The organism is Amycolatopsis sp. NPDC058278 (assembly GCF_042881395.1).
Lineage (GTDB): Bacteria > Actinomycetota > Actinomycetes > Mycobacteriales > Pseudonocardiaceae > Amycolatopsis.
In genome coordinates this window covers 23,120-44,912 of record NZ_JBHVXZ010000012.1, presented here as the reverse complement: position 1 = coordinate 44,912, position 21,793 = coordinate 23,120, and the positions used below count along the sequence as shown (strand labels likewise).

The window sequence follows — 21,793 nt, the reverse complement described above, 5'->3', positions numbered from 1 at the left end:
GAGCCCCCGGCCGGGGCGAAGCCCCGTAAGACACTGCCTGAGCACGTAAGGGGATCTCGATGGTTCAGCTCGGTCTGATCGGCCTGGGCAAGATGGGCTTCAACATGCGTGAGCGGCTGCGCGCGGCCGGTCACGAGGTGGTCGGCTACGACCGCAACCCGGACGTCACCGACACGACGTCGCTCGAGGACCTGGTGTCCAAACTGGACGGCCCGCGGATCGTCTGGATCATGGTCCCGGCCGGCGACCCGACCCGCCAGACCGTCACCGAGCTGAGCAACCTGCTCGCCGAGGGCGACATGGTGATCGACGGCGGCAACTCGAAGTACACCGACGACAAGCTGAACGCCGATCTGCTCGCGGCGAAGAACATCGGCTACGTCGACTGCGGTGTCTCCGGTGGCGTGTGGGGCAAGGACAACGGCTACGGCCTGATGGTCGGCGGCACCGCGGCCGACGTCGAGAAGGCCATGCCGATCTTCGACGCGCTGCGCCCGGAAGGCCCGCGTGAAGAAGGCTTCTCGCACGCCGGCGACGTCGGCGCGGGGCACTACGCGAAGATGATCCACAACGGCATCGAGTACGGCATGATGCAGGCCTTCGCCGAGGGCTTCGAGCTGCTCGAGGCGGCCAAGGTCGTCAAGGACGTGCCCGCGGTGATCAAGGGCTGGCAGCGCGGCACAGTCGTCCGGTCCTGGCTGCTCGACCTGCTCGTGCGCGCGCTCGACGAGGACCCGGAGCTGGACGACCTCGAGGGCTACGTCGAGGACTCGGGCGAGGGCCGCTGGACGCTGGAAGAGGCGATCAACAACGCGGTGCCGGCGCCGGTCATCTCGGCCGCCCTCTTCGCGCGGTTCGCTTCGCGCCAGGAGCACTCGGCCGCGATGCGCGCGGTGGCCGCGCTGCGCAACCAGTTCGGTGGGCACGCCGTGAAGAAGGTCGGCGGGTAAGGAGTTCCGGGTGTATCTGCGCCACTTGCAGGTCACCGACTTCCGCTCCTGGCCCCAGGCCGATCTCGCCCTCGAACCCGGGCCGACCGTGCTGGTCGGCCAGAACGGTCGCGGCAAGACCAACCTGCTCGAAGCGATCGGGTACGTCGCGACGCTGGGCTCGCACCGCGTCGCGACGGACGCGCCGCTGATCCGGCACGGCTGCGAGCGCGCGCTGGTGCGGGTCGCGGTCGTCAACGAGGACCGCGAGCTGACCGTCGAGCTCGAGATCACCGCCGGCCGGGCGAACCGCGCGCGGGTCAACCGCGGTGCGGTCGGCCGTCCGCGTGACGTGCTCGGGATCCTGCGCACGGTGCTGTTCTCCCCGGAGGACCTCGCGCTCGTGCGGGGTGACCCGGGCGAGCGACGCCGGTTCCTCGACGAGCTCCTGGTGCTGCGCGCGCCGCGGTACGCCGGGGTACGGGCGGACTACGAGAAGGTGCTGAAGCAGCGGAACGCCCTGCTCAAGACGGCCGGGAAACGACGTACGGGCCGCGAAGACCCGTACGCGCTGTCGACGCTCGAGGTCTGGGACGACCACCTGGCGGTGGCGGGCGCGGAGCTGCTCGCCGCGCGCCTGAACCTCGTCGCCGACCTCGCGCCGCACGCGGCTTCGGCGTACATGGGGGTCGCGCCCGACTCGCGTCCGGCGAAGATCGCCTACCGGTCGTCGCTGGGTGCCGCCCTGCCGGAAACGTACGGCGTACCGGATGGCGAACGGGCGCAACCCGCGGTCCTGAAGGACGTCTTACTCAAGGCGTTGGGTGAAGCCCGCAAGGCGGAGCTCGAGCGCGGTATCAGCCTGGTCGGCCCGCACCGGGACGAGCTGGAGCTGATCCTGGGCGAAGCGCCGGCGAAGGGCTACGCGAGCCACGGCGAGTCGTGGTCGTTCGCGCTCGCCCTCCGGCTCGGCAGCTACGAGCTGCTGCGCGAGGAGGCGGGCGAGCCGGTGCTGCTGCTCGACGACGTGTTCGCCGAGCTGGACCGCAAGCGCCGGGCCCGGCTGGCCGAGGTGGCAGCGAGCGCCGAACAGGTGCTGGTGACCGCCGCGGTCGACGAAGACGTGCCCGGGGAGCTGGCCGGCACCCGGTTCGTGGTGGCGGACGGTGAGATCACGCGTGGCTGAGCAGGGCGACCGGGCACCCCGTGTGACGGGCGGCACAAACCGCACCCGATCTGGGGACAAACCTGTGGACAGTGTGGATAACACGGTGAATGAGTTATCGCCGCGCGTGACCATGCGGCCAGATGGGTGGCGCAAAACGGCGGGTAGCGGCTCTGCTGCGAACTCCAAGCCAGCTCCGAGTACTGAGCGTGATGGCGATGTTGGGCCGAACGAGCCCCCGGTGACGGGCCGCGACCTCGCGCACGCCGCACTGGAGGCCGCGAAGGCCAAGGCCAAGGAGCGCGGCACCTCACCCGGCCGGCGCCGCCCCGCGACCGGGGGTGGGCAGAGCCCCCGGCGTCGCCGCTGGTCGGGCCCGGGAGCGGACGCGCGCGACCCGCAGCCGCTCGGCCGGCTCGTCTCCCGGCTGATGAGCGACCGCGGCTGGAACGAAAGCGTCACCAGCGCCCGCGTCTTCGCGCAGTGGGCGCGGCTGGTCGGCGAAGACGTCGCCGAGCACGCGCAGCCGGTCGCGCTGAAGGACGGCGAACTCACCGTCCGCGCCAGCTCGACGGCGTGGGCCACCCAGCTGCGGTTGCTGCAGGGAAAGCTGCTGGCCAAGATCGCGGCGGGGGTCGGCAACGGCGTCGTCAAGCGGATGCGGATCCAGGGTCCGACCGCCCCCAGCTGGCGGAAAGGACTCCGCCACGTGCCAGGCCGCGGCCCCCGTGACACGTACGGCTGACCCGGGTTGCGTGATGCTCGGTTGAATGCCCCGAGAACGCATTCAGACCTCCCGAGATACGTCAAGACTCGACTCGAACCGATTTCGTTCGTCTGTGACGCGTTCAGGGGTGTCCTTGCCGCATGTCAGCGGACGCGGCCAAGTACACTGGAGGAGAGCGAGCGTCCGCTCGGGCGAGACGAGGAGAAACAACGCCGGTGACCGAGAACAAGAGCGAGTACAACGCGTCGTCGATCACGGTGCTCGAAGGCCTTGAAGCGGTCCGCAAGCGCCCCGGCATGTACATCGGTTCCACCGGTGAGCGCGGCCTGCACCACCTCGTCCAGGAGGTCGTGGACAACTCCGTCGACGAGGCGATGGCCGGGCACGCCACCAAGGTCGAGGTTACCCTCCTCGCCGACGGCGGGGTGCGCGTCGTCGACGACGGCCGCGGCATCCCGGTCGACATGCACCCCAAGGAGAACAAGCCGACCATCGAGGTCGTGCTCACCCAGCTGCACGCGGGCGGCAAGTTCGACAGCGACTCCTACGCGGTGTCCGGCGGCCTGCACGGCGTCGGCATCTCCGTGGTGAACGCGCTGTCGACGAAGCTGCTCGCCGAGGTCAAGTACGGCGGCCGCCAGTGGCGCCAGCTGTACACCGACCAGATCCCGGGGCCGCTCGAAGACCTCGGCCCGGCGACCGAGACCGGGACGACGATGACGTTCTGGGCCGACGACAGCATCTTCGAGACCACGACGTACAACTTCGAGACGATCTCGCGCCGCCTCCAGGAGATGGCGTTCCTCAACAAGGGGCTGACGCTGTCCCTGCGTGACGAGCGGGTCGCCGACGAGGAAGCCGAAGCCGACGCCGAGGGCAAGGTCGCCCGGGTCAAGGAGAAGGTCTACTGCTACCCGGGTGGGCTCGAGGACTTCGTCAAGCACATCAACGGCAGCAAGGACCCGATCCACCCCAGCGTGATCTCCTTCGACGCGAAGGGCACCGGCCTCGAGGTCGAGGTCGCGATGCAGTGGAACAACGGGTTCACGCCGTCGGTCTACACGTTCGCCAACACGATCAACACGCACGAGGGCGGCACCCACGAAGAGGGCTTCCGCGCCGCGCTGACCCGCGTCGTCAACGCGTACGCGCGCGACAAGAAGCTGCTCAAGGAGAAGGACCCCAACCTGACCGGCGACGACGTGCGCGAGGGCCTCGCTGCGATCGTCTCCATCAAGCTGAGCGAGCCGCAGTTCGAGGGCCAGACCAAGACCAAGCTGGGCAACAGCGAGGCCAAGACGTTCGTGCAGCAGCAGTCCAACGAGTGGCTGGCGGACTGGTTCGAGCGCAACCCCGGCGAGGCGAAGACGATCATCAACAAGTCGATCTCCTCGGCGCAGGCCCGGATGGCCGCGCGCAAGGCGCGTGACCTGGTCCGCCGCAAGGGCGCGCTGGAGATCGGCGGCCTGCCCGGCAAGCTCAAGGACTGCCGCTCGACCAATCCGGCGGAGTGCGAGCTCTACATCGTCGAGGGCGACTCGGCCGGCGGCTCGGCCAAGGAAGGCCGCGACTCGATGTACCAGGCGATCCTGCCGATCCGCGGCAAGATCATCAACGTCGAGAAGGCCCGCATCGACCGCGTCCTCAAGAACACCGAGGTCCAGTCGCTGATCACCGCGCTCGGCACCGGCATCCACGACGAGTTCGACCTGTCGAAGCTGCGCTACCACAAGATCGTGCTGATGGCCGACGCCGACGTCGACGGCCAGCACATCACCACGCTGCTGCTCACCCTGCTGTTCCGCTTCATGACCCCGCTGATCGAGCACGGACACGTCTTCCTGTCGCGCCCGCCGCTGTACAAGATCAAGTGGCCGCGGGCCGAGCCGGAGTACGCCTACTCCGACCGGGAGCGCGATGCCGTCATCCAGGCAGGCGTCGAGGCCGGCAAGCGGCTCCCGAAGGACGACGCGATCCAGCGCTACAAGGGTCTCGGCGAGATGAACGCCGAAGAGCTGTGGGAGACCACCATGGACCCGGCGAACCGGCTGCTGGGCCGGGTGACCATGGACGACGCCGCCCAGGCGGACGACCTGTTCTCCGTCCTGATGGGCGAGGACGTCGAGGCGCGCCGGTCGTTCATCACGCGCAACGCCAAGGACGTCCGCTTCCTGGACGTCTAGGCGTTCCCCTCAGCTCTTTGTCCCGCTAGGACTCTCCACTCGAGAAGGACCTCATGACGGAAACTCTGCCGCCGGCTCCGGAACACGACCGGATCGAGCCGGTCGACATCCAGCAGGAGATGCAGCGCTCCTACATCGACTACGCGATGAGCGTCATCGTGTCGCGGGCGCTGCCGGACGTGCGTGACGGCCTCAAGCCGGTCGCGCGCCGGATCCTGTACTCGATGTTCGACTCCGGTTTCCGGCCGGACCGCGGGTACAACAAGTGCTCCCGCGTCGTCGGCGACGTCATGGGCAACTACCACCCGCACGGTGACTCGGCGATCTACGACGCGCTGGTCCGGCTCGCCCAGCCGTGGTCGCTGCGGTACCCGCTGATCGACGGCCAGGGCAACTTCGGCTCGTCGGGCAACGACCCCGCGGCCGCCATGCGGTACACGGAGTCCCGGCTCGCGCCGCTGGCCATGCAGATGCTGGCCGACATCGAAGAAGACACCGTCGACTTCTCCGACAACTACGACGGCCGCACGCAGGAGCCGGACGTCCTGCCGTCGCGGTTCCCGAACCTGCTGGTCAACGGCGGTTCCGGGATCGCGGTCGGGATGGCGACGAACATCCCGCCGCACAACCTGCGCGAGGTCTCCGAAGGCGTCGTCTGGGCGCTGGAAAACCCCGAGGCGACCGACGACGAGATGCTGGCCGCGCTGCTGGTGCGTGTCAAGGGCCCGGACTTCCCGACCCGGGCAATGATCCTCGGCACGTCCGGCATCGAAGACGCCTACCGCACCGGCCGCGGCTCGATCCGGATGCGCGCGGTCGTCGAGGTCGAAGAGGACGCGAAGGGCCGCACGATCCTGGTCGTGTCCGAGCTGCCCTACCAGGTCAACCCGGACAACCTGGTCGAGAACATCGCGAACCTGGTCCGCGACGGCAAGCTCACCGGCATCGCCGACATCGCCGACGAGTCCAACAGCCGCTCGGGCATGCGGATCGTCGTCACGATCAAGCGCGACGCCGTCGCGAAGGTCGTGCTGAACAACCTCTACAAGCACACCCAGCTGCAGCAGAACTTCGGCGTCAACATGCTGGCCCTGGTCGACGGCGTGCCGCGCACGCTGCGGCTCGACCAGATCATCCGGCACTACGTGAAGCACCAGGTCGAGGTCATCGTCCGGCGGACCAAGTTCCGCCTGAAGAAGGCCGAGGAGCGGGCCCACATCCTGCGTGGGTACGTCAAGGCGCTGGACATGCTCGACGAGGTCATCGCCCTCATCCGGCGGTCGCCCTCGGCGGACGAGGCCCGGCCGGCCCTGATGGAGCTGCTGGACGTCGATGAGATCCAGGCCACCGCGATCCTCGACATGCAGCTGCGGCGCCTCGCCGCCCTGGAGCGGCAGCGGATCATCGACCAGCTGGCCGAGATCGAGCTGGAGATCGCCGACCTCAAGGACATCCTCGAGAAGCCCGAGCGGCAGCGCTCGATCATCCGCGACGAGCTGATGGCGATCGTCGACAAGTACGGCGACGACCGGCGCACGAAGATCATCGGGTTCAGCGGCGACGTCACCGACGAGGAACTCATCGCGGTCGAGGACGTCGTCGTCACCATCACCCGCACGGGGTACGCCAAGCGGACGAAAACGGACCTGTACCGCTCGCAGAAGCGCGGCGGCAAGGGCGTGCAGGGCGCGACGCTGAAGCAGGACGACATCGTCCAGCACTTCTTCGTCTGCTCGACGCACGACTGGATCCTGTTCTTCACGAACAAGGGCCGCGTCTACCGGACGAAGGCGTACGACCTGCCCGAGGCCAACCGCAACGCGCGCGGCCAGCACGTGGCGAACCTGATGGCGTTCCAGCCGGACGAGCAGATCGCCCAGGTCATCCAGATCAGGAACTACGAAGTCGCGCCGTACCTGGTGCTCGCCACCAAGCGCGGCCTGGTGAAGAAGACCAAGCTCACCGACTTCGACTCCAACCGCTCCGGCGGCCTCATCGCCATCAACCTGCGCGAAGGCGACGAACTGGTCGGCGCGGTGCTGGCGGCGGCCGAGGACGATCTGCTGCTGGTGTCGGCCGAGGGCCAGTCCATCCGCTTCCACGCGACGGACGAGGCGCTGCGGCCGATGGGCCGCCCGACCTCCGGCGTGATGGGCATGCGGTTCAACGACGGCGACGAGCTGCTCGGCATCAGCGTGGTCAAGGAGGGCAAGTTCCTCCTGGTCGCGACCGACGGCGGGTACTCGAAGCGCACGGCGATCGAGGACTACCCGGTCCAGGGCCGCGGCGGCAAGGGCGTGCTCACCATTCAGCACGACCGCAAACGTGGCAGGCTGGTGGGTGCGCTCATCGTCGACGCCGAGGACGAGCTGTACGCGATCACCTCGAGCGGCGGCGTGATCCGCACACCGGCGGGCGATGTCCGCAAGGCGGGACGGCAGACGAAGGGGGTCCGGCTGATGAATCTCGGCGAAGGAACCACTCTTCTCGCGGTCGCACGCAACGCGGACGAGCCCTCGGACGTCGCCAATGGTGAAGCGCCCGAAGCGGGTGACGAGACGACGGCGCCGTCGGAGCAGTAAGTTCACAACTACGGACAGCGCCCCACGGCACGGGTAAGGACTGACTCTTCGTGACACCGACCGAGAATCCCGAGGCAGCGGGTTCGAACGGAACGCCGGCGAGCCCACCCTGGCAGCGGGTCGACAAGGAAGGCGACGCCGAAGCGACGGTCAAGCTGGCCACGGACGAGGCACCGCCCCCGCCCGCGGCAGCGCAGCCCGTCACCACCGAGCGTTCGGTGGTGACGGGCAGCGCAGCCCCCCGCCTCTTCGGCGGAGGCTCAGGTGACACCCCGCCGGCCGGCGGCGAGGTCCCCCCGGCGTCGACCCAGCGAGCCCGTCCAAGCGCGCTGCGCCGTCCGGGCCGCGGCCCGCGCCGCGCATCACTGCAGGTGAAGCGGTTCGACCCGTGGTCGGTGCTGAAGCTGTCCCTGGTCCTGGGCGTAGCGATGTTCTTCGTCTGGCTGGTGGCAGTCGGAGTGCTGTACACGGTCCTCGACGGCATGGGCGTCTGGGACAAGCTGAACGGCACGTACTCATCCCTGGTCGGCGGCGAGGGCGCGAACGCCTCGGCCGAGCCCCTGATCAGCGCAGGCCGCGTCTTCGGCATCGCGGCCATCCTGGGCGCGATCAACATCGTCCTGGTCTCGGCCTTGGCAACGGTGAGCGCGTTCATCTACAACGTCTCAGCCGACCTCGCGGGCGGCCTCGAGGTAACCCTGTCCGAACGGGAGTGACCCGGTTGCAGGGCCCCTTCGGGGGTCCTGTAAAGTTCTCCTCGTTCGAGGGCCTATAGCTCAGGCGGTTAGAGCGCTTCGCTGATAACGAAGAGGTCCCAGGTTCAAGTCCTGGTAGGCCCACGCAGGTCAAAGCCCGGTTCACCTAGTCGGTGGGTCGGGCTTTTTGCTGCCTGCGGCCTACTTACCGCCCTGGTCGGCCTTCGGTGGTGGTGCCATCGGGCAGATTCCGGCGGCCAGCCACTTCTCCCGGAGGTCCGACGGGATGGCGAGGGTAGTCGGCTGTCCGTCGGTCAGTGTTCGCACGCTTCCGGTCAGCAGGAGGCTTCCCGCCTTGTCGAGCACCGCCGTCGCCGCGCGGCTGCGGTCTTCCGAGCGCTCGAGCAGTCGCATCACGCGCACGCCGGCGCTGACTGTGCGGCTCCAGGCGCGGGAGTTCGGTACCTCGAGCCAGTCGGCGACCTGTGGGGTCACCACCTGGCGGACCATCGCGGCGACCACGCCGTCGAACGCCTTGCCGGGCACCAGGTTTTCGTACAGGTGCAGCAGGTTGCGGGTGAGCTCGATTCCCTCGGCGGACGGTCCGTAACTCGCCTCGACGAGCTGGGCGTTCAGCGCTTCGGCCTCGACGAGGGTTTCCGGCATGGCGTCGGCCGGGATGCCGAGCAGGGCTCCGGTCACTCGCCAGACGTAGTAGTAGTCCTCGGCTTCGCGGTCGGTGACCGCGATGCCGATCCGGCGCATTCCGGCGATGACCTGGACCGAAAAGATGAGCAATGCGCCCAGCATGTCCTGCTGGCACAACGGCACGCCGTCCGCTTCGACGTCCCACTCGCCGGATCGGGTGATGAAGTAGCGCCCGGCGGCGTGGATCAGCCGGGTCTTCTGGATCGTGGGCACGAAGTTGCCGCCGGAGCCGAACGGGTTGTGGCCCATCAGGTTCAGCACGAACTGCGACGTCTCCGACAGCCGGCGATGGGGCTGGTTGAGCCGGTGCGTGAGCGACAGCACGCGCGACGGTCGTGGCTGGGCGTAGCAGTTGACCATCGCGCCGAACGACAGCACCGAAGCGACGTGCACCCCGTCGTCCACGAAGAACTCGTACGCGCCCGCGATGCGGTCGAGGTCGGCCCAGGCCGGCGGGACGTCCGTGGCCAGGAGGTAACGGCGCACCGGCTCGGGCAGGTCTTCGGGGATGGGCTGGTCGTTTTCGCGGAAATGGGCCAGCACCTCGTTGACCGCCCGGGTCGTTCCGCCGGCCACCAGATCGGCGATCACCGCATCGGCGAGCGGATCACCTTGGTACTTCAGCGCTTCGACAGCGGATGGCGTCTTCTGCATCTCTGACACGCGCTCAGCCTCAGCCGGATCGCGAGTCCGGCGCTAGCGCTGTTCGGGCACGGCCTTGCTCTACCGGATGATCGTCGTGATCACACCGCGTAACCGGGATACAGGTCAGCCCTGCCGGGAAGAGAAGGCCGGCAGGGCTGAGCGGTCACGGTCGGCGCGCCGCACGGTCGCCTCTCGGCGAAAGGCGCATCGCGGCTCCAGCCTGACGGAACTCCGCGAAGGCGATGAGGTGAGGCCCGGGGGACACGGTGGGCACACCGACCACTGCGTACAACCAGCGGGCCGGGGTAGGTATTTCCCGCTCTGTGTGACATGCGTTACCACTGGTTCCACGTGGAACCACGAGTGCCCGACACCTGCGCCGTGGCCGTGCAGTAACATCGCGGGGTAAGGGAAGCAAGCTGAGAAGGGGGCTTCGGTGAAGAAGCTGCTGGCACTCGCCGTCATCGCGGGCGGCGTTCTGTTCGTCGTCAAGCGCAACAAGGCGGCCAAGGCCGAAGCCGACCTCTGGCGTGAGGCGACCGCGCCGGTCCCCTCCACCAACGGCACCACCCCGGCCAAGCCGGCGGGCGCTCCCCAGAACTGATCTTCACCCCGCGGGCGGCGAGCCGCCCGCGTCCGGGGCTGTAGCTCAATTGGTAGAGCACCGCCTTTGCAAGGCGGGGGTCAGGGGTTCGATTCCCCTCAGCTCCACAACTCGAACGGCCCGCACCAGCGTGCGGGCCGTTTCCGTACCCGTGTCAGGGGCGAATCAGGGCCGTGTCAGGCCGTCCCTCGACAGTGGCTCTCATGACAGACCTGGCGATCACGGCCTCCGGACTGCGGAAGGCCTACCAAGACAAAACCGTCCTCGACGGCGTGGACCTCGAAGTCGAGGCGGGCACGATCTTCTCCCTGCTCGGCCCGAACGGGGCCGGCAAGACCACGGCCGTCAACGTCCTCACCACGCTGACGAAGGCCGACGGCGGCACGGCTCGTGTCGGCGGGCACGATGTTGCCACCGAGGCCAAGGCCGTGCGGGCGGCGATCGGCGTCACCGGGCAGTTCGCCGCCGTTGATGAACTGCTCACCGGGCAGGAAAACCTGCAGCTGATGGTGGACCTGAGCCGGGGCGGTGGGGGCAAGAAAACCGTCGCCGAGCTGCTGGAGCGATTCGACCTCACCGAGGCGGCGCGCAAGCCCGCGTCGACCTACTCCGGGGGGATGCGCCGGAAGCTCGACCTCGCCATGACGCTCGTCGGCCGGCCGCGGGTCATCTTCCTCGACGAGCCGACGACCGGTCTCGATCCGCGCAGCCGCCGGACCATGTGGACCATCATCCGCGATCTCGTCGCCGACGGGGTGACCGTCTTCCTCACCACCCAGTACCTCGAAGAGGCCGATCAGCTCGCCGACCGGATCGCCGTGCTCGATCAGGGCCGCCTGGTCGCGCAGGGCACGGCCGCCGAACTGAAGCGCCGGATTCCCGGCACCCACGTCCGGCTTCGGTTCACGACCCTCGGCGAGCTCGACGCGGCCGCGCGGATCCTCACCGACGCCAGCCGGGACGACGAGGCCATGGCCCTGCGCGTGCCCAGCGACGGCGGCACGAAATCGCTCCGGTCCCTTTTGGACAGACTCGACGAATACGCGCTCAGCGCCGAAGAACTCTCCGTCCACACCCCCGATCTCGACGACGTCTTCCTCGCCCTGACGGGCCACGCCACGGAGGTTCCCGCGAAATGAAGTCCCACTCGATGGTGATGCTGCGCCGAAACTTCAAGCACATCGCCCGGAATCCGATGTCGATCTTCAACGCGATCCTGATGCCGGTCGTGATCATGCTGATGTTCGTCTACATGTTCGGGGACGCCTTCAGCGTCGGCGTGAACTACGTCGACTACGCAACGCCGGGGTTGATGCTGCTGGCCGTTTGCTACGGGCTGGGCGCCACCGCGATCGCCGTGAACTCCGACATGACCAAGGGCATCATCAACCGGTTCAAGGTCATGGACGTCTCCCGCGGCGCGGTGCTGACCGGGCACGTCGTCGCCAGCGTGCTGACCAACCTGATCGCCATCGCGGCTCTCCTCGGGGTGGCCTTCCTGCTGGGATTCCACCCAGCGGCGAGCTTGTTCGACTGGCTCGCCGCCTTCGGTGTCGTCGTGCTCCTCGGGTTCGCGACCGGCTGGCTCACGATCGCACTGGGCCTGGCGGCGAAGACGCCGGAAACGGCGGGCCTGGCTTCGGTGCCGCTGGTCATGCTCCCCTTCTTCAGCAGCGCGATCGTGCCTGCCGAAAAAATGGGGCCCGGCCTCAAGCAGTTCGCGGAGTACCAGCCGTTCACGCCGATCATCGAAACCCTGCGCGGGCTGCTCAACGGGACGCCGGCCACCGGCACCCTGATCGCCGCCCTCGCGTGGTGCGCCGGGATCGCCGTCGTCGGCTACCTGTGGGCGTCCGCCACCTTCAAGAAGCGAGCGTGACCGCGGCCAGCTCCGGCCAGCTCGCTTCCGCGCCCGCCCGCGTCGCCTCGGTGAACCCGACGTCACCGAGGTGACGTCGGGCGGTTTCCTCGATCCGGGCGACGTCCGGGTGCGACCGGTCCGGCAGGCCCCGGACGCCCGCGCTCGCCCCGATCAACCGCGCGGCCTGCTCGTCCTGGCCGGTGCGCAGCGCCAGGTCCGCGACGCCGACGAGGACCTGCGCGATCGTCAGCGGGTGTCCCGTCTCGGTCGCCGCGTCGAACGCCGCCGCTCGGTGCGCACGGGCTTCGCCGAGGTCCTCGGCCAGGTAACCGAGCAGGTCCTGGACCACTGCCTGGACGTTCGCGCGCTGGGCGTCGTCGCCCATCATCGTCGTCGCGACGTCGAGCTGGCGACGCGCCTGGGCGGTGTCGCCGCTCCAGCGTGCGAGCTCGGCTTTGGCCAGCGCCAGCTCGGCCAGCGCGTTCGGCCACGCCACGCGCTCCGCGGCCAGCTGGGCTCCGGCCAACGCGGCCGCGCTCGCCTTCTCGTCGTCCAGCAGCCAGTACAGCTGGGCCTGCCGCGACCGCATCCGGACGACGTCCTCGATGGCGCCGACCTCGGTCACGACCTCGACGGCCTGCTCGTAGTACTCGCACGCTTCGGCGAACTCGCCGCGCACGGCGATGCGATCCGCCAGCTCGGTCAGGGCGAACGACGTGCCCCACCGCTCGCCGAGCGCGCGGAACTCGGCGACCGCCGTCTCGAGGAGGGCGTCCGCGGCCTGGTCGCCGTGGCCGAACTGGATGCGCATCTTGCCCAGCTGGAGCCGGGCCACCGCGCGCACCCACGGGTCCTCGTCGGCGAGCAGCGGTTCGAACGCCGACAGCGCCGCGTCCGGCCCGTGCAGCAGCCGCTCCAGGGCGCCGGCGAAGCGCAACGCCAGCCGTGGGTTTTCGACCTTCAGGCTGATCTCGTACGCCTTGCGGATCCAGTCTTCCGCGCGGTATTCGTCGCTCTGCTGCCCGGACGTCACGAATTGGACGACGAACGTGTAGACCACGCCGCGGATCTCGTCCGGCACTTCGCCGGGCACGGCCGTGGCCGCCATGACCAGCTCGTTGCCCTCCGCCCGGTGCCCGGCGAGCCACCAGTACCAGCCGGCGGTCGCCGCGAGCCGCATCGCCTCGGCCGCTTCGCCCGCCGCGAGTGCTCCGCGCATCGCCGCGGTGATGTTGTCGTGCTCGGCCTCCAGCACGGCGAGCCACGTCAGCTGTTCGGCGCGGCGCAGGTGTGGCTCCGCCGTCTCGGCGAGTTCCGTGAAGTACGCGAGATGCGTGTGCCGGGTGACGTCGGCCTCGCCCGCCTCCGCGAGCCGCTGCTCGGCGTACTCCTTGATGGTCCCGAGCATGCGGTAGCGCTCGTCGACGACGACGACCAGTGACTTCTCGGTCAACGAGGTCAGCAGGTCGAGCACGTCGGCCGAGTCGTCGCCGCAGACCCGCTCGGCCGCTTCCCAGCTCGCCCCGCCGGAGAACACCGAAAGCCGGCGCAGCACGACGCGTTCGGCCTCGGAGAGCAGTTCCCAGCTCCAGTCGATCACCGCGCGCAGCGTCCGGTGCCGCGGGAGCGCGGTCCGGCTGCCGCCGGTGAGCAGGCGGAACCGGTCGTCGAGCCGGTGCGCGAGCTGGTCGAGCGACATCGTGCGCAGGCGTGCCGCGGCGAGCTCGATGGCCAGCGGCATCCCGTCCAGCGCACGACAGACGCGCGCGAGGGTGCGAACGTCCACCGCGAGGTCCTTGCGCACCGCGCCGGCCCGGTCCCGCAGCAGCCGGACGGCCGGCGCGGCCTCGATTTCGGCGGGATCCGCGTTCTCCGCGGGCACGACCAGGGGCGCGACCTGCCACAGCGCCTCCCCGGTGATGCCGAGCGGTTCCCGGCTCGTCGCCAGGATCCGCAGCCGCCGGCACTCCCCGAGCACCCGGTGCGCGAACGCCGCCGCGGACTCGATGACGTGCTCGCAGTTGTCCAGGATCAGCAGCATCGAACGGTCCCGCAGGGCGGCGATGACCCGGTCCGTCGGCTCGGCGTCCGGTGCCTCGCCGACGAGCGAGTCCCGCAGCTTCAGCGCGCCGAGCGTCGCCTGGGCCACGTCGTCGCCGGCGCCGATCCCGGCCAGCTCGACCAGCCACGCGCCGTCCGGCAGGTCGCCGAGCAGCGTGCGCGCGGTTTCCGTGGCCTGCCTGGTCTTCCCCGAACCGCCCGGCCCGATCAGCGTGGTGAGCCGGTGGTCGGCGATGAGCTCGCGGACCGCGGTGACGTCGGCGTCCTTGCCGACGTAGCTGGTCAGCTCGGCCCGCAGGTTCGTCTTCCGGGTCTCTTCCCGCCGGCCCAGCTCGCCGCGCAGCAGCGCGACGTGCACCTCGGACAGCTCCGGAGACGGGTCGACGCCGAGGGAATCGGCCAGGGTTTCCCGCGTGCGCTCGTACACAAGCAGCGCTTCGGTGTCGCGGCCGGTCGCGACGAGCGCGCGCATCAACGCGGCGACGAGCCGTTCCCGCATCGGGTGCGCGGCGACCAGGTCGGTCAGCTCGGTGACCAGTTCCGCGCCGTGACCGAGCCGGACCTCCGCGTCGAACCGGTCTTCCAAGGCGGCCAGGCGCAACCCTTCGAGCCGGGTGACCGCGGCTTCGAACGCCGCGCTTTCCGGCAGTTCGACGTCCTGCATGGCCGGACCGCGCCAGAGGGCGAGTGCCTCGCGCAGCCGTCGCGGATCGTCTTCCTGCCGAGCCTGGCCGACGAGGCGTTCGAAGCGCACGGCGTCGACGTCGTCGGGGGCCACGACCAGCCGGTAGCCGGTCGGCCGGCCGTCGACCGACCCCTCGGGCAGTGCCTTGCGCAGCCGGGAGACCAGGCGCTGCAGGGCGTTCGGCGCTTCGGCGGGCGGGTGCTCACCCCAGATCCAGTCGACGAGCGTCCCCTTCGGGACCACCTGGCCCGGCTCGAGCGCGAGCGCGACCAAGAGCCCCCGCAGACGGGCGCCGGGCACGTCGGCGAGCACGCCGTCGGCCGTGCGCACTTCGAAGGGCCCCAGGATCCCGATCTGCACGCGGCCGATCTTGCCACGGGCGGCGGTGTCCGAGGCGTGTCAGGCCCGTGTCAGCCCGCTCGGCGATCGTCGTCGGCACACCACCACGAAAGGAACACCGATGAGCCAGACGGCCGACGTCCCGCACGGACTCCCCATGGACCGCGACGCGGGGCCCTTCGACCCGCCGAGCGCGCTCACCCGGCTGCGCGACGCCCGCCCGGTCAGCCCGCTGGTGTTCCCCGACGGGCACGAGGGCTGGCTCGTCAGCGGCTACGAAGAGGTCCGGCAGATGATGGCCGACACGCGGTTCAGCTCCCGCCTGGACCTCGACGTCATCCACGTGCCGTACGAGACGGGCATGCCCGCCGCCACCGAGCCGTCGCCGCAGCTGCCGGGCATGTTCATCGCGATGGACCCGCCGGACCACAGCCGGCTGCGCCGCAAGCTCACCGGCGCCTTCACCGTCAAGCGGATGAAGCAGCTGGAGGAGCACATCGCCGACGTCGTCGAGCGGCAGCTGGACCACCTGGCGCGGCTGGCCCCGCCGGTCGACCTGGTCAAGGAGTTCGCGCTCCCGGTGCCCTCGCTGGTGATCTGCGAGCTGCTCGGCGTGCCCTACGCGGACCGGGAGACCTTCCAGGCGAACTCGGCCCAGTTCATGGTCCGGGAGCAGACGCTCGAGGAGAAGATGGGCGCGTACATCGCGCTGAACACGTACCTGTCCGACCTGGTCACGAGCAAGCGCGCCGACCCCGGCGAGGACATCCTGTCCGACCTGGCCCGCCACGACGACCTGACCATCGAGGAGCTGACCGGCGCGGCGTTCCTGCTGCTGCTCGCGGGCCACGAGACGACGGCCAACATGCTGTCCCTGGGCACGTTCGCGCTGCTGCAGCACCCTGAGCAGCGCGCCGAACTGCACGCCGACGCGGAACTGCTGCCCGGCGCGGTGGAAGAACTGCTGCGCTACCTGTCCGTGGCCGACATCTTCTTCCGCTACGCCACGGAGGACCTCGAGCTCGGCGGCGAAACGATCCCCGAGGGCTCGACGGTCGTCGTCTCGCTGCTGGCGGCCAACCACGACCCCCGGCGCTTCGAAAACCCGGACACGCTGGACATCCACCGCAACGCCCGCGGCCTGCTGTCCTTCGGCCACGGCGTCCACCAGTGCCTCGGCCAGCAGCTGGCCCGCATCGAGATGCGCGCCGGCTTCGAAGGGCTGCTGCGCCGCTTCCCGACCCTGGCGCTGGCTGTCCCGGCCGAGGAGGTGAAGCTGCGGACGGACATGAACATCTACGGCGTCCACGAGCTGCCGGTCACGTGGACCGCAGGAAGCTGAGCACCGCGTCCCGCCCCGCGTGGCCGCGCTCGCGGTTCTGGATCGAGTGCGACTCGCCCGGCACGATCACCAGCTCGCCGCGCGGAGCCCGGTTCGCTTCCTCGCGCGCCCACTCCAGCGGCGTCGACAGGTCCCGGTCGCCGTTGAGCAGCAGCACCGGGACGTCCGGCAACGGCCCAGCCGGGTTCGACGCCGGGCGTTCCGCCGGCCACGGGAGGCAGCTCTGGATGAACCCCTGCTGCGTCGCGACGCCGGTCGTGTACGGCCAGGTCGCCGACTCCGGCAGCGCGTGGGCGGCCAGCGACAGCAGCGGGCGGCGGAGCGCGAGCGGTGTCGCCGCGGTGCCCCACGGGAAACGCCCGTCCGCGCACAGCGTTGCCGCGTGGAGGCCGGCGCTGAACGCTGCCGGGTCGTCGCCGCCGGACCGGTAGGCCTCCAAGAGACCGTCGAGGCGGGCGGGGGCGCCGCCGCGGGCTTCGTGGAGGGCGCCGATGACGTCGCCCGCCGCCGGGTCGCGGTACGTCGGGTCGGCGAATTCGTACGACACCACCGTGTCGAAGATCCGCACCCCGTCCGCCGTGCCGCGGTGGCGGACCACCCACGCCAGGTCCTCGGCCGGGTCGTAACCGCAGGCCGGAGCCACCGCGCACGCCGCGCGCAGCACGCGCGCCTCCGCCGTCAGCCCCGTCAGGTACAGCGAAGCCGACGCCGTCGCGTGGTGCGGCAACACCGAGTCGAGGATCACCTTGCTGACGTGGTCCGGGTGCGCGATCGCGTACCGGGCCGCGGTGAAGGAGCCGTACGAGACGCCGTCGACGACCAGCTTCGGCACGCCCAGTGCCTGCCGGAGCCGGTCGAAGTCCGCCACGCTCTGGTCGGTCGAATACAGCGGTGCCGTGTCGCCGAGGATGCGCGCGCACTCCTTCACCGCGCCGTCCGACGGGGTCGCGATGTCCGAACTGCCCATCTCCGCCTGCAGGCCGGGACACCGCAACGCCCCGGACGGCCCGGTGCCGCGCTGGTCGAGCATGACGATCCGGTAGTCCCGCGCGACTTCCGGCAGCCGCTGCTTGGCGATCCGGGTGATGGTGCCGACGCCGCCCTGCCCGGGGCCGCCGGTGAGGAACAGCAGGACGCCCTTGGGCGCGGCCGCGTTGTCCGCGGTCGCCACGGGCAGCGCGAGCGTGCCCGGCACGCGGCCGGTGTGGTCGAGCGGGACGGTCAGGGTCGAGCACGTGAAGCCCGGCTGTCCGGGACACGGGTGCGGATCCGCCAGCGTCGGTCGTCCCCCAGGACGCGCGTCGGCCGCGGCCACACCCCCGAGTGCGGCGGTCAGCGCCAGGACCAGCCCGGCGGTCAGCATCTTCGAGCGCATGGGTGCATCATGCGCACACCGGCGCGGAACCCGCATACCCCCGAACGGGGCGGCCGTCACGGCCAGAGGCGCTCGCGGACCCAGCCGTCGCCGGACTTCCGGTACCGCAGCCGCACGTGCCGCCGGTCGTGACTGGCCTGCCAGAACTCGACTTCCTCCGGATCCACCAGGTACCGCGTCCACGTTTCCGGGGCCTCGTCCGGGTTCTCCTCGACCCAGCGCTGCGCTTCCGCGGCCGCCACCTCGAGGTCCGCCGGATCGTGCAGCACCTGGGACTGGTGCCCGATGAACGCCTCGACGCGGGACGCCGGCGGCCGGGCGAGGAAGTCCGCCGCCGACACCTCGGGGGCGGCGGGGGAGACCGGGCCGCGCAACCGGACCTGCCGGCCGCGGCCGGGCCAGAAGAACGTCAACGCCGCGCGCGGGTCCTTGCGCAGCTGGATGCCCTTCGGGCTTTCCGAACTGGTCGCGACCGCCCAGCCGCCCGCGCCGACGTCCTTGAGGATGACCACGCGCGCGTCGGGCGCGCCATCGGCATCCACTGTGGACAACGTGACGGCGTGCGGCGCCAGCACGTGCTCGCCGGCTTCGGTCAGCCACTCGAGGAACAACGCCTGCGGGTCCGGTGGTGCCGTTTCGGGCGTGAACACCGGGAGTTCTCCGGGGAACGACGGCCAGCCGCGCAACTGCACCATGTCAGTAACCGTACGGACCCTGCTGGGGCGCGTGCCCCGGCGGTGGGTAGACCGGCGGCTGCGGGCCGGCCGGCCCGGCGTACGGCGGGGGCGGCACCTGCGGCGCCGGCGCCGGCATCGGGTGTTGCGGGTGCTGCTGCGCCTGCTGCCACTGGACCTGCTGGTAGACCTCGGCGGGCTGCGGGAAGCAGTACGTCAGCTTGGCGTTGACCGAGCCCTGCATCGCCGCGCCCCAGAGCTTGCCGCCGACGAACGCGTACAGCTGCCCGGCGGAGAGGTCCACCGCGACCATCCGCGTCTCGCCGCCGAACTGGTTGCCCGACTTCGCCGACGCGGCCTGCGCGGCGTCCGGGTACACGCGGCCGCCGACGAGCCCGGCGATCACGACGGACCCCGCCGTCCAGCCCATGGTGCCGGACAGGTTCGCGCGGGCGTGCTGCGTCGCGCGGCCGGTGAAGTCGTACAGCGCCGCGGCGCTGACCTCGGGAACGGCGGCGGCGATCACGCAGTAGTTCATCGTCGTGAGCAGCACCTGTTCGGTGAACAGCCCGACGACGGCCGTGGCGGGCCCGATCTGCACGGAGTTCAGCCGGCCACCGGCCCGGTGGATGCGCTCGGCCATCGCGCCGAGGTACTGCTCGGGGGTGAGCACGTGGACATCGTCGCACGCCCGGTGGTCACGGCGACGTCAGCCAGCGGGTTTCACACATGCTTCGTGGTTGACTGTCCGCGCTATGCGACGACTCGTACTTCTCGCGCCCGCCGTGGCCCTGCTGGCCGGCTGCAGCGCCACCATCGTGACCGGCACCGCGACGCCCAGCCCGCCCTCGGCGTCCCCGGACTCGAGCAACGCCGGCAGCCTGCCCCCGGACCCCCAGCCGGGCGCGACGGAGGACTGCCCGTACCTCGGCAGCGAATTCGTGGCCGAGTCGAACGGCCAGCACGTGTCGAAGGTCCGCGTGTCCGCCGACCAGCCGCACCCGGCGTGCTTCTTCTACCGCCCGGACGGGAAGATCCAGCTCACCGTCCGTGTGTACGTCGGGGACGCGAAAACGGCGACGGCGCTGGTCAACAAAGCGGCGCCGCTCGACTCGTCCAACCCGGCCAGCGACCCTTCCGGCTGGAAGGGGGGCTATTTGTCGACCGACGACGGTGCCGTCTACGCGGTCGCGAAGGGGTCGGCGGCGGTCATCGCGTCCACGAACCAGAAGCAGAGCGTCAAGGCACGCACAGTGGTCAAGAAGGCTATCGCTGCCCTGAAGCTCTAGGTAGCGGCCTCCACACGGGTGAGTGATGTTGATCTTGTATTACCCTGTGCGTCACGCGCAGGCTTCGTGGACTCGCGCACCGCAGCCACCGGGGACCCCCACCCCGGGGCGGGGCACCAACTCTGCAACGACAAAGGACAAGATTCGTGGCTGACACCCTCAAGGAAATCCTGCTCGACTCCGGCCGTCGCCCGGCTGTCGTCTCCGACTTCGAGACCCTCGTCGACGCCGAGGTCTCCGACAAGGGCGGCGTTTCGGGTGCCGTCGTGAAGACCGGCTTCGCCGCGGTCAAGAAGATCAAGCCGGGCATCATCCCCTCGGCCGTCGACACGCTGCTGCCGGACTTCGCCTCCGCGCTCGAGCCGTTCTACGGCGACTACCGCGCCAAGGGCGGCAACGACTTCGGCGCCTACCTGTCCAGCCGTTCGGATGAGGCTTCCGACGCGCTGCTGAGCGTCACCGACTCGCGCGCGGAGAAGAGCAACCGCGACAGCATCAAGAAGGTCTACGGCAAGCTGCGCCCGAACGGCAAGAAGAACGTCGAGGAGGCGCTGCCGCGTCTCGGCCAGCTGATCGACAAGCACGCCGCTGCCGTCTGATCGAACTACGGCACGACTGAGTCACCGCAAGACTGAGTCATCGCAAGACTGAAGAGGCCCCCGGCTGCACCCCCGGGGGCCTCTTCGCGTCTTGTTCAGTTCTTCTTTTCGGCGGGCGCCGCGGACGGCGCCTTGCCGTTCGCCTGCGGGGTCGGCTTCGCCGCTTCGGCGGGCTTCGGCGCAGGCGGGGTGGCCTTCGGCGGCGCCGGGGCGACCGGCGGCTCCTGCTTCGACCGCAGTGCGTAGGCGGCGCCCGCGCCGACCACGACCAGGCCCAGCAGCCACGGCCACTTGCGCCGGCTGCGGGTGCCCTTGGCGGCCGACTTGGCCTCGGACAGAGCGGCGTAGAAGTCCTTCTTCGCCGCCTTGAAGTCCTTCTTGCCGCGGCGCTTCGACTCGCCGGCCGCCTTCGCGGCCTTGATGGCGGCCTTCTTCGCCTTGCGACCCGGCTTGCGCAGCTCGGACAGGCGCGCGAGCGCCTCCTGGCGAGCGGCCTTCGAGCTCTTCTTGAGCTCCTTGCGGGTCAGTTCCGTCTTCTTCGCGAGCTTCTTCTGCGCGCGCCGCCCCTGCTTGACACCCTCGGTGACGAGTTTGTCGGCGGTCTCGACGGCCTGGGCTGTCGCCCGAGACATGGGCTTCACCTCATCATTCGTTTTGACACTGCACTGTTACCCGTAACCTATCGTGCCCCTTTTCTGCGCCGCCCGCTCTGTCCTTCTGGGGTCAAACCCCAGACCCCAGCCGGGGGCGGCCCCCCGGACCCCCCAAAGCGGCGGTAGATGGCACGATGAAGTACGTGAAAGCTACGCTGCACACCAACCAGGGCGACATCCACCTGAACCTGCTCCCGGACCACGCGCCGAAGACGGTCGCGAACTTCGTCGGGCTCGCGGAGGGCACGAAGGAGTACACCCAGCCGAACGCGTCGGGGACGAACTCCGGCCCGTTCTACGACGGGTCGATCTTCCACCGGGTCATCGACGGCTTCATGCTCCAGGGCGGCGACCCGACCGGCACCGGCCGCGGCGGCCCCGGCTACAAGTTCGGCGACGAATTCCACCCCGAGCTGCAGTTCAGCAAGCCGTACCTGCTGGCGATGGCCAACGCGGGGCCCGGCACGAACGGCTCGCAGTTCTTCATCACCGTCGCGCCGACCACGCACCTCAACTTCCGGCACACGATCTTCGGCGAGGTGGCCGACCAGGAGTCGCGCAACGTCGTCGACGCGATCGCGCGGACGTCGACCGGCCCGGCGGACCGCCCGCTGACCGACATCGTCATCGAGAAGGTCACGATCGACCACGAAGGCTGAGCGGACCGGGTTTCGGTA

Annotated in this window: 19 protein-coding genes and 2 tRNA genes; 15 read left to right on the top strand and 6 right to left on the bottom strand. The window is 69.9% G+C overall.

All coding sequences use genetic code 11. The features are described from left to right. Positions 1-59 precede the first annotated feature (59 nt). From gnd to ACFVYA_RS08520, 7 genes are all read left to right on the top strand, one after another. Positions 60-950, top strand: a complete 891-nt coding sequence (gene gnd, locus ACFVYA_RS08550) for a phosphogluconate dehydrogenase (NAD(+)-dependent, decarboxylating) (protein WP_285987507.1) — start codon at positions 60-62, stop codon at positions 948-950. Between the two features lie 10 nt (positions 951-960). Beyond that, complete coding sequence (gene recF, locus ACFVYA_RS08545; RefSeq protein ID WP_285987508.1) at positions 961-2,115, top strand: DNA replication/repair protein RecF; 1,155 nt, start codon at positions 961-963, stop codon at positions 2,113-2,115. Between the two features lie 220 nt (positions 2,116-2,335). Beyond that, positions 2,336-2,839: a DciA family protein gene (locus ACFVYA_RS08540; RefSeq protein ID WP_387043743.1), complete on the top strand. Its 504-nt coding sequence runs from the start codon at positions 2,336-2,338 to the stop codon at positions 2,837-2,839. A gap of 197 nt (positions 2,840-3,036) precedes the next feature. Continuing rightward, the gene (gyrB, locus tag ACFVYA_RS08535; protein ID WP_387043741.1) at positions 3,037-5,004 is read left to right on the top strand and encodes a DNA topoisomerase (ATP-hydrolyzing) subunit B; all 1,968 of its coding nucleotides are present in this window, start codon (positions 3,037-3,039) and stop codon (positions 5,002-5,004) included. Between the two features lie 53 nt (positions 5,005-5,057). Beyond that, positions 5,058-7,586, top strand: a complete 2,529-nt coding sequence (gene gyrA / locus ACFVYA_RS08530; protein ID WP_387043739.1) for a DNA gyrase subunit A — start codon at positions 5,058-5,060, stop codon at positions 7,584-7,586. 50 nt (positions 7,587-7,636) lie between these two features. Further along, positions 7,637-8,302, top strand: a complete 666-nt coding sequence (locus ACFVYA_RS08525) for a DUF3566 domain-containing protein (RefSeq protein ID WP_387043737.1) — start codon at positions 7,637-7,639, stop codon at positions 8,300-8,302. Positions 8,303-8,351: 49 nt separating this feature from the next. Then, positions 8,352-8,425: transfer RNA gene (locus tag ACFVYA_RS08520), tRNA-Ile, on the top strand. Positions 8,426-8,482: 57 nt separating this feature from the next. On the opposite strand, the gene ACFVYA_RS08515 is transcribed toward ACFVYA_RS08520, so the two are convergent. Then, the gene (locus tag ACFVYA_RS08515; RefSeq protein ID WP_387043842.1) at positions 8,483-9,643 is read right to left on the bottom strand and encodes an oxygenase MpaB family protein; all 1,161 of its coding nucleotides are present in this window, start codon (positions 9,641-9,643) and stop codon (positions 8,483-8,485) included. 427 nt (positions 9,644-10,070) lie between these two features. Here ACFVYA_RS08515 and ACFVYA_RS08510 point away from each other — a divergent pair, with 427 nt between their 5' ends. The 4 genes from ACFVYA_RS08510 to ACFVYA_RS08495 all read left to right on the top strand — a co-directional run bounded on the left by ACFVYA_RS08510 (position 10,071) and on the right by ACFVYA_RS08495 (position 12,117). Then, a complete protein-coding gene (locus ACFVYA_RS08510) occupies positions 10,071-10,238 on the top strand; it encodes a DLW-39 family protein (RefSeq protein WP_387043735.1) in 168 nt (55 codons plus the stop codon). 34 nt (positions 10,239-10,272) lie between these two features. Beyond that, positions 10,273-10,345, top strand: a tRNA-Ala gene (locus ACFVYA_RS08505). A 96-nt stretch (positions 10,346-10,441) separates the two neighbouring features. Further along, complete coding sequence (locus ACFVYA_RS08500; protein WP_387043733.1) at positions 10,442-11,377, top strand: ATP-binding cassette domain-containing protein; 936 nt, start codon at positions 10,442-10,444, stop codon at positions 11,375-11,377. Beyond that, positions 11,374-12,117 carry an ABC transporter permease gene (locus tag ACFVYA_RS08495; RefSeq protein WP_387043731.1) on the top strand — a complete coding sequence of 248 codons (744 nt, stop codon included), beginning with the start codon at positions 11,374-11,376 and terminating at the stop codon, positions 12,115-12,117. The genes ACFVYA_RS08500 and ACFVYA_RS08495 overlap by 4 nt, the downstream gene beginning before the upstream one ends. Here ACFVYA_RS08495 and ACFVYA_RS08490 read toward each other — a convergent pair. After that, positions 12,101-15,205: a BTAD domain-containing putative transcriptional regulator gene (locus ACFVYA_RS08490; protein WP_387043729.1), complete on the bottom strand. Its 3,105-nt coding sequence runs from the start codon at positions 15,203-15,205 to the stop codon at positions 12,101-12,103. The two genes, ACFVYA_RS08495 and ACFVYA_RS08490, sit on opposite strands and share 17 nt — an antisense overlap. 100 nt (positions 15,206-15,305) lie before the next feature. Here ACFVYA_RS08490 and ACFVYA_RS08485 point away from each other — a divergent pair, with 100 nt between their 5' ends. Next, on the top strand, positions 15,306-16,526 hold the full coding sequence (locus tag ACFVYA_RS08485; RefSeq protein WP_387043727.1) for a cytochrome P450: 1,221 nt from the start codon (positions 15,306-15,308) through the stop codon (positions 16,524-16,526). Here ACFVYA_RS08485 and ACFVYA_RS08480 read toward each other — a convergent pair. The 3 genes from ACFVYA_RS08480 to ACFVYA_RS08470 are packed head-to-tail and all read right to left on the bottom strand — an operon-like array spanning position 16,504 to position 19,248. Next, positions 16,504-17,901 carry an alpha/beta fold hydrolase gene (locus ACFVYA_RS08480; RefSeq protein WP_387043725.1) on the bottom strand — a complete coding sequence of 466 codons (1,398 nt, stop codon included), beginning with the start codon at positions 17,899-17,901 and terminating at the stop codon, positions 16,504-16,506. The genes ACFVYA_RS08485 and ACFVYA_RS08480 overlap by 23 nt on opposite strands. 56 nt (positions 17,902-17,957) lie before the next feature. Continuing rightward, positions 17,958-18,596, bottom strand: a complete 639-nt coding sequence (locus ACFVYA_RS08475) for a pyridoxal 5'-phosphate synthase (protein WP_387043723.1) — start codon at positions 18,594-18,596, stop codon at positions 17,958-17,960. A 1-nt stretch (position 18,597) separates the two neighbouring features. Then, the gene (locus ACFVYA_RS08470) at positions 18,598-19,248 is read right to left on the bottom strand and encodes a hypothetical protein (RefSeq protein WP_285987521.1); all 651 of its coding nucleotides are present in this window, start codon (positions 19,246-19,248) and stop codon (positions 18,598-18,600) included. A gap of 82 nt (positions 19,249-19,330) precedes the next feature. Between ACFVYA_RS08470 and ACFVYA_RS08465 the strand changes: the two genes are divergently transcribed. Together ACFVYA_RS08465 and ACFVYA_RS08460 are read left to right on the top strand one after the other, a co-directional pair. Then, entirely contained in the window at positions 19,331-19,864 is a 534-nt protein-coding gene (locus tag ACFVYA_RS08465) for a DUF2020 domain-containing protein (protein WP_285987522.1), read from the top strand. A gap of 146 nt (positions 19,865-20,010) precedes the next feature. Further along, entirely contained in the window at positions 20,011-20,463 is a 453-nt protein-coding gene (locus ACFVYA_RS08460; protein WP_285987523.1) for a DUF6918 family protein, read from the top strand. 95 nt (positions 20,464-20,558) lie between these two features. Here the strand turns inward: ACFVYA_RS08460 and ACFVYA_RS08455 are convergent, their stop codons facing one another. Next, on the bottom strand, positions 20,559-21,095 hold the full coding sequence (locus ACFVYA_RS08455; protein WP_285987524.1) for a hypothetical protein: 537 nt from the start codon (positions 21,093-21,095) through the stop codon (positions 20,559-20,561). A 155-nt stretch (positions 21,096-21,250) separates the two neighbouring features. On the opposite strand from ACFVYA_RS08455, the gene ACFVYA_RS08450 reads away from it, so the two are divergent. Then, positions 21,251-21,775: a peptidylprolyl isomerase gene (locus ACFVYA_RS08450; protein WP_387043721.1), complete on the top strand. Its 525-nt coding sequence runs from the start codon at positions 21,251-21,253 to the stop codon at positions 21,773-21,775. Positions 21,776-21,793: the final 18 nt, after the last annotated feature.

What these genes read in the sequence shown, in the direction of transcription:
- gnd (WP_285987507.1), top strand. Translation starts at nt 60, where the DNA reads ATGGTTCAGCTCGGTCTGATCGGCCTGGGCAAGATGGGCTTCAACATG.
- gyrA (WP_387043739.1), top strand. Translation starts at nt 5,058, where the DNA reads ATGACGGAAACTCTGCCGCCGGCTCCGGAACACGACCGGATCGAGCCG.
- ACFVYA_RS08515 (WP_387043842.1), bottom strand. Translation starts at nt 9,643, where the DNA reads ATGCAGAAGACGCCATCCGCTGTCGAAGCGCTGAAGTACCAAGGTGAT.
- ACFVYA_RS08500 (WP_387043733.1), top strand. Translation starts at nt 10,442, where the DNA reads ATGACAGACCTGGCGATCACGGCCTCCGGACTGCGGAAGGCCTACCAA.
- ACFVYA_RS08495 (WP_387043731.1), top strand. Translation starts at nt 11,374, where the DNA reads ATGAAGTCCCACTCGATGGTGATGCTGCGCCGAAACTTCAAGCACATC.
- ACFVYA_RS08485 (WP_387043727.1), top strand. Translation starts at nt 15,306, where the DNA reads ATGAGCCAGACGGCCGACGTCCCGCACGGACTCCCCATGGACCGCGAC.
- ACFVYA_RS08480 (WP_387043725.1), bottom strand. Translation starts at nt 17,901, where the DNA reads ATGCGCTCGAAGATGCTGACCGCCGGGCTGGTCCTGGCGCTGACCGCC.
- ACFVYA_RS08475 (WP_387043723.1), bottom strand. Translation starts at nt 18,596, where the DNA reads ATGGTGCAGTTGCGCGGCTGGCCGTCGTTCCCCGGAGAACTCCCGGTG.
- ACFVYA_RS08465 (WP_285987522.1), top strand. Translation starts at nt 19,331, where the DNA reads ATGCGACGACTCGTACTTCTCGCGCCCGCCGTGGCCCTGCTGGCCGGC.
- ACFVYA_RS08455 (WP_285987524.1), bottom strand. Translation starts at nt 21,095, where the DNA reads ATGTCTCGGGCGACAGCCCAGGCCGTCGAGACCGCCGACAAACTCGTC.
- ACFVYA_RS08450 (WP_387043721.1), top strand. Translation starts at nt 21,251, where the DNA reads ATGAAGTACGTGAAAGCTACGCTGCACACCAACCAGGGCGACATCCAC.